At 62.8% G+C, this 6,993-nt stretch carries 6 protein-coding genes and 1 pseudogene; 1 reads left to right on the forward strand and 6 read right to left on the reverse strand.

The features are described from left to right. The 3 genes from B3V69_RS07385 to B3V69_RS07395 form a co-directional block, all read right to left on the reverse strand. The coding region (locus tag B3V69_RS07385; protein WP_296445207.1) for a beta-propeller fold lactonase family protein at positions 1–2,147 on the reverse strand (2,147 nt) is incomplete at its 3' end. A 111-nt stretch (positions 2,148–2,258) separates the two neighbouring features. Further along, entirely contained in the window at positions 2,259–4,025 is a 1,767-nt protein-coding gene (locus B3V69_RS07390) for an ATP-binding response regulator (protein WP_296445208.1), read from the reverse strand. Continuing rightward, positions 4,022–4,678, reverse strand: coding sequence for a response regulator transcription factor (locus tag B3V69_RS07395; protein ID WP_296445211.1), 657 nt, complete (start codon positions 4,676–4,678; stop codon positions 4,022–4,024). Before B3V69_RS07395 ends, B3V69_RS07390 begins: the two co-directional genes overlap by 4 nt. Positions 4,679–4,752: 74 nt before the next feature. Between B3V69_RS07395 and B3V69_RS20650 the strand changes: the two genes are divergently transcribed. Next, complete coding sequence (locus B3V69_RS20650) at positions 4,753–5,127, forward strand: CsbD family protein (protein ID WP_349679202.1); 375 nt, start codon at positions 4,753–4,755, stop codon at positions 5,125–5,127. 94 nt (positions 5,128–5,221) lie between these two features. Here B3V69_RS20650 and B3V69_RS07405 read toward each other — a convergent pair whose 3' ends face one another. The 3 genes and pseudogenes from B3V69_RS07405 to B3V69_RS07415 all read right to left on the reverse strand — a co-directional run. Next, complete coding sequence (locus B3V69_RS07405) at positions 5,222–6,187, reverse strand: ice-binding family protein (RefSeq protein ID WP_296445213.1); 966 nt, start codon at positions 6,185–6,187, stop codon at positions 5,222–5,224. 305 nt (positions 6,188–6,492) lie between these two features. Then, positions 6,493–6,708, reverse strand: a complete 216-nt coding sequence (locus tag B3V69_RS07410) for a glycine zipper 2TM domain-containing protein (RefSeq protein ID WP_296445215.1) — start codon at positions 6,706–6,708, stop codon at positions 6,493–6,495. Positions 6,709–6,767: 59 nt separating this feature from the next. Then, positions 6,768–6,993, reverse strand: a pseudogene (locus tag B3V69_RS07415) (hypothetical protein); the annotation flags it as partial.

The following is a 6,993-nucleotide window of genomic DNA, read 5'->3' on the forward strand; positions in this document are numbered from 1 at the left end:
AAGCGGCCACTCGGATCAATCACTATGCCGGTCGGCGAAACGATGACATTGGTGACCGTTTGTTGCAGCGTGAGGGCGCCGCTGGCAGGGTTGACGCTGTAGACGCTGACTGCGAAGTTCGACGATTGATGGGCGACATAGACGAAATCCAGGGTCGGGTGCGCCGTGATGGCGTAGGGCAAAGAGCTCGTGGTCGCCAGCGGTGCGCCAGCCGCTGCCAGTACGCCATTCGAGCCAATGGCAAACGCCTGCACCGTGTTCCAGCCGTAGTTAGCGACCCAGATATAGCGTCCCAACCGGTCCATGGCGATGCCAGAGGCGTTGTTTGAGACGCGTGAACCCAACAGACTGACCACACCGGTAGCACTGTCAACGCTGTACGACGAGACGGAGTCGCCCAATTGGTTGGAGACGTACGCGTTCAGCCCGTTCGGCGTGATGGCGACGGCATACGGCGCATTGCCAGCATTGACACTGCTGAGGAACGACAAGGCGCCCGTGGAAGCGCTGACGCGGTAGACGGACAGCCCGTTGGTGCCATTGGTGACGCCGCTATTCGCCACCAGCGCCAGTGACCCGCTAGATGTGCAGGTAACCGCGACATTGCCAACGTTCGCATTGGCCGTGCCAGTACCGTTGCTCACCGTGCAGGTGGAGCCCGAAGGCTGGGTCAGCACCGACACGCTGTAGCTCCCGCCGGCCACCACCGGGGTGGCAAAGGAGAATGCGCCACTGGCGGTCAAGCTCAGGTTGTCCGCCCCATTGTTTTGCAGCACCAAGCCCGTGCCGACCAGTCCGCTGACGGTGCCGCCGATGCTATAGCCCGTGGCGCCTGTGACGCAATTCACCGCCACATTCGTGACGTTGGCATTGGCGGTGCCGCTGCCATTGGTCACCGTGCAGGTCTGACCGGCGGGCTGCGTCAGCACGGTCACGGCGTAAGGTGCGCCCGACCCGATGGCGGTAGCGAAGGCCAAGGAACCACTGGCCGCCACCGCGAGGTTGTCGCCGCCGTTGTCCTGCAGCACCAGGCCCGCGCCGCTGAGGCCACTCACCGCGCCGCCGATGGTGTAGGTCACGCTGGGTACCGGGATGGCCGCGATGAAGGTCAGCACGTCACCGCCGGACAGTGTCGGCCGCAATGGACGGTTGCACGAGAACGAGTAGCCAAACGCGTGCGTGCCCTGAGATCCGTTGGTTCCGAGGGTGATATTGTCCAAATACGAGAACGCGATGGGGACAATTGTGTTGCCGACGCCGCGAACATAGGAGCCTCCCACCGTCTGCGTGAAAGTGGTCGGGGTCAACACAACGGGCTGGTCGTACACCGTCGTCACCCGATTCGGCGTGGACAGAGGGGCCGCGGGATCCCAGCGTATCAGCTTGACACGCGCGTTCTGGCAGTCAGGTGCGGCGGCGTATCTGAGGTTCAGCTGCACGGTCGTGGCCTGGTTGACGACCCACGAAATCGGGTTGTTTGCCACCGGGCTGAAATAGGTGGGCACCAGGTTCGGAATGGCCGTGATGTCCGAAGCAACCGTTGCGCTGGCGGTGGTCGAGCCGGCAGGGTATACGCATGGGTAGGGGTCGGGGTTGCTGGCAGAGTAGGGCGAACTGTTGTGCGGCTGACAATTGCCTGCAAACATCCAGGAAAAGCTGTTGCGCGGCCATTCGGTGAAACCACCCGCCACCGTGGTGCCATAGGCTTGCCAGTCTTGGCCGGGACTGGCCATGAAAACAGTGCTGCCTGTGGCGTTGCCCGGCACCTGCATGCGGATGGTGACTGGTTTGCTGAAGACCAGTCCATGCGGCAGGAATTCATATATCGGGCCGGGTGGGTTGTCCTCGGGCAGGGTAGTGGGCGCACCCACCGAGCTGCGCGCGATGCTCAGCGTGGTGGACTGGCTCAGGGCACCGGCGGGCACCACGACCTGCACGCCGTCGGGCCCGACGAGCGTGCCACCGGCCGCGCCGATCACGGCTGACGCCGAGGTCGGCAGGTCGGTGCCACCACTGCAAGCCGATAGCCCTGCCGCGACGACGATGCCGGCGGCCAGCCTGAACAGGGCAGCGCGCAACGCGCCCTGGGCCAAGTGCCTGCCCCTGACTCCGTTGCCGGCTGGTGTTAGGTGTGTGGCAGCTTGCATGACGACTCCTGAGTTGTTGCGGGCGCGTGTGTGACCGCCCGAGGATACAAATCAAATAGCGCGTGCACCAGTGCCGAAAGTCATGGGTCAATCGTCAGGGGGCGATGTACATCAAACAGCTGGCTTGAGCGACGCCAAGGCCGCCAGCAAGGCTTCGGCCGCCACCGGCTTGAACAGCACGCGCACGCCCGAGTCGCGCACCCGCTGCAGGCGCTCGGGTGCGGTTTCACCGGTGACCAGCAGCAGCGGCAACCGGGGGTCAAACCGCCGACGCAAACGCAGGCCGGCGTCCAGCCCGTCAGCGCCACCGCCCAGCCGGTAGTCGCAGAGCAAAGCGTCAAATGGCGCGGCCTGCGTCGCCGCGTGGGTGAAGGCGGCGATGGCCATGGCTTCATCGCGAACCACTTCCAGCGCGACACCGTAGGACCCCAACAGCGCCGCCACGGCGTCGCCAATGTCGGCCTCGTCGTCAATCAGCAGCACGCGCCGCGGCAACACGCGCGGTTCGAGCGCCGCGTCGGGCCGCGCTGCCGGTAACAGCGCCTGGGCCGGTGCCGCGCTCAGCGCGACCCGAAAGCGGCTGCCCCGGCCCGGGCGCGAATGCACTTGCACCGGGTGCGCCAACAGTTCGGACAAGCGCCGCACGATCGACAAACCGATACCCAGGCCTTGAGTGCGGTCGCGCCCCGGATTGTCAACCTGGTAGAACTCGTCGAAGATGGCGCCCACATGTTCAGCCGCGATGCCGATGCCGGTATCGCGCACATCGATCCACACCGTGCTGCCGCGTGCGCGCGCCACCACCAGCACGCCGCCCCGTGGGGTGTACTTGATGGCGTTTTCCACCAAATTGGCCAGCAGGCGCTGCAGCAAGGCCGGGTCGGTGCGCACCCACAGCGGGCTGGCGCGCAGACGCAGCTGCAGGCCCTTCTCGTCGGCACGCGCGGCAAACAACTGGTTGATCGACTGGAACACGGGGTTCAGTGGCGCGGCCTGCCGCTCGGGCACGATCACGCCGGCATCGAGGAGCGACACATCGAGCATGGTGTCCAGCGAAGTGCCGAGCGCATGCACGGCGCGCATGAGGCGCGCGGCATGGGTGTGCTCAGGCCGGCCCTTCAGGTCTTTTTCGAGCACCGCGCCGAACAGGGCGATGGCGTGCAGCGGCTGGCGCAGGTCATGGCTGGCGGCGGCAAAAAAACGTGTCTTTTCCTCGCTGACGCGCTGAGTCACGGCCATCTGCTGCGCCAGCTGGTCAGCCAATGCCTCTTTCTCGAAGCGCATCAAGAGCGCGTCCGTGAGCAGCTGGTTTTGCTGACGCGCAAAGTGCAGGGTGGCGCCCAGGTACACCACACTGCAGACCGCCAGAAACAGGTGGACCGCATCGGCGCGCCAGGCCAAGGCCGAGATCAGGCCCAGCATCATGGGCACCACGAAGCTCAACACCGAGGGCCAGCGCGGCGCCACGGCCGGCACGCCACCGGTACACAGGCCCAGGATCAGCAGCATCATCAACGCCGTCATGGGCAGGTCGTCAGTCGGCATGAACAGCCAGGGCGCCAAACCCCAGACACTGCTGTAGATCAGGAGTTCACGGCATTGGCGGCGCGCCCAGAACTCGCTGCGGTCGGCGGCCTGCGGATCGCAATGGTAGGCCGAGGTCAACGGGTAGCGCAGCAACTGCAAGAAATTCAGGACTAACCAGACCAGCACCATGGGGTTCTGCAGGCGCCAGTAGAAGATAGCGCACATGGCCCACGCCAGCAGGGTACCGGCCAGCGTCGAACTCCAGGAGATGGCGTACAGCGCGGCGACTTGCTCGCGCAGCACGCGACGGGCGGTTTCGGGGCTGGGCACGGTCACGACGGCCTGTGTCAACGCAACTGGCTGATGAGTTGGGCGCGCGAGCGCACGCCGAAAAGCAGCAGCAGGGTGGAGACGTGGTTCTTCACCGTGCCTTCGCTCAGATGGGCCTGGTCGGCGATCTGGCGATTCGACTGGCCGGCCAGTATCCAGTCAAGCACTTGCGCCTGCCGTGCGGTCAGTTGCAGGGACTCTCCCAGCGCCGTGCGCACGACACGCAAGCCGACGGGCTCGGTGTCGTCAGCTGGCGGCGCTTGCGGCTCGCTCGCACCGCCAGACAGCCCCGCCGATGGATTCAACAGACCCTGCGATCGGATGTAACTCACCACCTGCTGCAGATCGCCCGATTTGGCGAGGTAAGCGCTGGCGCCGCGGGCCATGGCCTCGCGCATCAGGGCCGGGTCGCTCACACCCGACAGCACGACCACGCTCGCGGCGGGAAAGTGCGCAATGAAAGTGCTCAGGCCGGACAAGCCATGCGCGTCCGGCAGGTGCAGGTCGAGCAGCACCAGTCCGATGGCCGCCTGCTGGTCGCCGTACAGGGCCAGCGCCTCTTGCAGGGTGCGTGCTTCGAACACCTGTACCGCCCGCCCGCTGGCAGCAGCGTGCGATTGCACCAGCGTGCGCAGACCCAGGCGCACCAGGTCATGGTCATCCACCACCAGCATGCCCGAGGACTTTGGTGCTTCAGCGTGACTTGGCGGCGCGGCTCCCATGATCAGGGTATCTTAGGGCCGACGCCTTGCGCCGGGAAGTGACCAAAGTCATGGGCACGGCGCAAGCCCAAAAAAAACCGCGTCTATGTGCGCCAACACACAGAGGAGTTCCGGACAAGACCCTAGCATTGATTATTGAGGCCATTGTGTTATGGGCTCCAGGTCAGCATCCATCAACTTCAGGAGAAATGTTCATGAATAAAAATCAAGTCCACGGCGCTGTCAAAGATCTCGCCGGCAAAATTCAACAGCAAACTGGGAAAATAGTGGGAAACACAGAGCAACAAGCGAAGGGTTTGCAAAAACAGGCTACGGGCAAAGCGGAGCAGAGCCTGGGCGACGCCAAGGAAGTCGTCAAGAATGCCAGGGACGCCGTCAAGGACGCGGTCAAAAAGCACTAAACAATCGTTTGACTGAACCGCTGACGCGGTGGCTGCCCCTGACAGGCTGCCACCGCGTTTTTCTTTGCTGCACGGTTTGTGTTTGGAAACGAAATCAGCCCCGGCTGCGCCGAGCAAAGCCAAGTGCCGCGAGTCCGAGTCCCAGCAAAGCCAACGAGCCTGGTTCGGGTACGGTTTCGCCCCCGTTCACGGGGACAAACGGAAGAAAAGCGACCGTCGTCAGTCCGGCGGGGCTCGTCGTTACGTCAAGGCCACCGCTCAAACCGTTGCTGCCAGCCAGCTCGCCGAAGCAGGCGCCAGAGAGGGTGTTTTGCTGCAAAGTCACGGCACCGGTATCGGCCAGGACCCGCCCGCAAAGATCTGTCGCGGTGGTGTTCATGCTGATGCTGGTGAGCGCGAGGATGTTCCCCAGGAAGGTGGTGTTGGTATCGATGGTCGCGGAGCTGGCGACATTCCAATACACGCCGGCACCGGCACCGGTATTGATCATGCTGACGACCGAGTTGGGTGAGGTGATCAGTGAGCTATCCATCTGGAAAACCCAGGCCGCGTTGGCGTTGCTCTGGCCGTCGAGGGTTAGCGTCCCCGACAGATTGGTGGTTCCCGCATGAACGGTATAAACACCCGGAAAGAGCGTGAGTCCCACCAGGTCCGGAAGCAACAATACGGTGCCCGGCCCCAGAGATCCAAGATTCGTTATCGCGGTGGTGAGTTCTGTCTGGGCCTGCATCGCATTCGGGCTACCGGTCGTGGTCCCCGCGTGCACGTTTCCTGCAGTCACCTGCGGGTCCGACACCGCAACGCCGGGGGAGGAAAGAAAGCCCGTGATGGCATTCGCACCACCGCTGGACCAGACACCGACATTGCCGCTGATGGTGCTGGTGGGGACATTGGTCACGGTGGACGCGCCTAGAACTGTAAAGCTCGCCAAATCTGAACCCAGCACTGGCGTCGCCGATGCCGGGGAGGAGCCGCAAAACACAGCCAGTACCGTCAGCGCTAACGCTGACCATGATTTGAGTGAACTGGCATTGCTTGCATGCCTGGGTGCGTTTTTCATGTTCTTCTCCTAGTTGGGGATTACTTCAAAAACCATCAAGTTCGACGAGCCACCGTGGCGCTTTATTTATATATGCAACATCCGTGCCGATACAATTTTTCGCTTATGTATCAACTCGTTACGTGCGCCACCTGGGAATAGGTGCGCAGGACTGTAAAAGTTGTCGACATAAGCGTCAAAGTTGACACCACGAAACATGCGGACAGAAGCCTGAACTTCTCGAAAAAAATGGGTTCCCGCCGACCCCTCAAAGGACTGGCGCGGAACCCTGCCCAGCTGCCGCCTGCATCGCTGCAGGTGCATGACTATGGCTTGGTGATCTCGTGACCGATAACGCCGCCGACGGCTGCGCCGGCCGCGGTTCCCAAAACGCCGCCACCGACGACATTACCTGCGACACCACCGATAACGGCACCGGTGGCGGTACCTTTTTCCTGGTGTGTCATCCCGGCACAAGCGCTCAGAACAATCAGCGTTGCCGCTGCAACCACGCTCATTGAATATTTCCGTATCGTTTTCATATTGCTACCTCTATGTTGTTGAACATTTCATTAAAAAACCGCATCCCATCGAAGGCGACTTACGACTTGCCAAAACGCGCCATCGCCTCCTTGATGCAACTGGTTTTTGCATCACCCGCCAAGGCGTCACACTTCTCCTTCGCTACCGCGTAGTCGGCGTCGCGCTTTGCCGATGCCGCGTCCTTGCGCGCTTCAACTTTTACGTCGCTCGCCTTGTTCTGCGCTTTGGCTGACTTTTCATTGGCCACGTCTTTCGCGTCAGCACTCTTCATCTGCGCCTTGGCG

Source organism: Rhodoferax sp. UBA5149 (genome assembly GCF_002413825.1).
Lineage (GTDB): Bacteria > Pseudomonadota > Gammaproteobacteria > Burkholderiales > Burkholderiaceae_C > Rhodoferax.

Bases quoted from the DNA above. Each gene is read 5' to 3' on its own strand.
- B3V69_RS07395 (WP_296445211.1), bottom strand. From the start codon at position 4,678: ATGCTGGTGGTGGATGACCATGACCTGGTGCGCCTGGGTCTGCGCACG.
- B3V69_RS07405 (WP_296445213.1), bottom strand. From the start codon at position 6,187: ATGAAAAACGCACCCAGGCATGCAAGCAATGCCAGTTCACTCAAATCA.
- B3V69_RS07410 (WP_296445215.1), bottom strand. From the start codon at position 6,708: ATGAAAACGATACGGAAATATTCAATGAGCGTGGTTGCAGCGGCAACG.